The following is a 1,060-nucleotide window of genomic DNA, read 5'->3' as shown; positions in this document are numbered from 1 at the left end:
TGGCATGCCGCAGGTCCATTTGCCCGCCCTACCGAGCGCTCCTGTGTGCAGATGTGGCGCCGCTTGAAGTAGAAGAACCGGATCGTCGTCCTGTTGTTCCAAAAGCGCGAGTTTCGACATCTGGCCTTCCTGAAGATCCCGGACTTCAGGGTTGTTGCCCCAATCTTCAGCAGGCGATGGAGGGGCATTACCTGCTGCATGCATCAACTTTTCGACACTTCAAATGTTCCGTCAACGCTGTTTGGTCGAATTGAAAATTGGCTCCAATCGGTGTTGTCGCTGTTCGGAATTGCAGTGGACCCTTACACGTTTTTGCATCGGTGAAACGAAGGAGGTCGCCACCATGGACTGGGCCGCGTCGACGGAAATTGGAAAAACGTCAAAGGTGGTCAAGGAACACTGGCGCAAGCTGACCCTGATGAGGTCTCAACCGCATCGCCGGCAAGCGCGACCAGCTCAAAGGCAAATCCAGGAACGCTACGGCTTGGAGAAGGATCGCGTAGGCCGAGACGTCGACGACTGTCTGTCGACAAGGCTGGTAGACCGCATTGAGCTGAAATAAGGGGGGCCGTGATGGCCTTTTTTACTTTCAGCGCCACAAGCTGGCTTCCAGACGCGATTGCGCTCGCGCTGCTGGCCTTGGAGCCAGGAATGCATGTGAAGAACACCCGCGTCGATCGCGGCCAGCAGCCTTGCAATCCGAGCAGCCGAATGGCCGCCCAGATTCTGGTGTATGGAATCGTGATCAGGCCCGAGATTTTGGATCAACGCCTGAATGTCGAGATGGCATGCCCGCAAATTGCATAAATGGTTTCGCGGGCGGGCAACGGGAGCGAGGGTCGTCGTCATCCCGGAACCGCTCGGTGTGCCAAGATCCTGCCGTCGACTTTCGCAGGCTTGTGGACCAGGAGGCGTTTGGGCAAGTGTTCCGGGTGCACCTCCCCCAGCGTGATCTTGATCTGAGGTTTGCACCGGCGTACGCCTCCGGCGAGGGCCGCCTTGCGCGAGCATGGCACGGTAGCGAGGCTGCGCTCATAAGGTCGTCCTTACGAGCGTAGTT

2 protein-coding genes and 1 pseudogene are annotated in these 1,060 nt (G+C 57.9%); 2 read left to right on the top strand and 1 reads right to left on the bottom strand.

Translation table 11 applies throughout. From position 1 onward, the window contains the following. The coding region (locus tag NKJ26_RS33410) for a hypothetical protein (protein ID WP_352700108.1) at window positions 1-204 on the bottom strand (204 nt) is incomplete at its 3' end. A gap of 139 nt (window positions 205-343) precedes the next feature. On the opposite strand from NKJ26_RS33410, the pseudogene NKJ26_RS33405 reads away from it, so the two are divergent. Together NKJ26_RS33405 and NKJ26_RS33400 are read left to right on the top strand one after the other, a co-directional pair. Then, window positions 344-542, top strand: a pseudogene (locus tag NKJ26_RS33405) (CsbD family protein). A 31-nt stretch (window positions 543-573) separates the two neighbouring features. Further along, on the top strand, window positions 574-807 hold the full coding sequence (locus tag NKJ26_RS33400) for a hypothetical protein (RefSeq protein WP_352700106.1): 234 nt from the start codon (window positions 574-576) through the stop codon (window positions 805-807). Window positions 808-1,060 lie beyond the last annotated feature (253 nt).

The sequence above is a fragment of the Mesorhizobium sp. M0152 genome (assembly GCF_040322415.1).
Classification (GTDB): domain Bacteria; phylum Pseudomonadota; class Alphaproteobacteria; order Rhizobiales; family Rhizobiaceae; genus Mesorhizobium.
Note: the sequence above shows the minus strand (reverse complement) of the source record. Positions and strands in the feature narration are given on the sequence as shown.